Source organism: Pseudoalteromonas sp. SIMBA_162 (genome assembly GCF_046535955.1).
In the GTDB taxonomy this organism is placed as follows: domain Bacteria; phylum Pseudomonadota; class Gammaproteobacteria; order Enterobacterales; family Alteromonadaceae; genus Pseudoalteromonas; species Pseudoalteromonas marina.
In genome coordinates this window covers 1-253 of record NZ_JAWJBQ010000795.1, presented here as the reverse complement: position 1 = coordinate 253, position 253 = coordinate 1, and the positions used below count along the sequence as shown (strand labels likewise).

The following is a 253-nucleotide window of genomic DNA, read 5'->3' as shown; positions in this document are numbered from 1 at the left end:
ATTTTGCTGCATGGAGTTGAGGAAGCTCAGGCTAAACGTGGCGGGATCTGCGCCGTTAATTGCGCCAGTGGTAATATTCTCTGTTGGATTTGAGGTCAGAACGCCATTGGCATTAAACACCAGCTTCATTGCAGGCTCGGCTGTACCTGTTGGATCACTGCTATCCTGGGTGTAGACCTGCCAGTTATTATCCCCGGTCTTCACAAAGTAGACGCTCATGTCATGAGCATTACCCTGACTGTCGAAAACAGTC

1 protein-coding gene is annotated in these 253 nt (G+C 49.4%); it reads right to left on the bottom strand.

Annotated features, from left to right (window positions below; translation table 11 throughout):
* Positions 1 to 253 (bottom strand): flagellar basal body FlgE domain-containing protein (locus R0J88_RS21860; protein WP_410901155.1); only part of this gene is annotated, 253 nt, incomplete at both ends.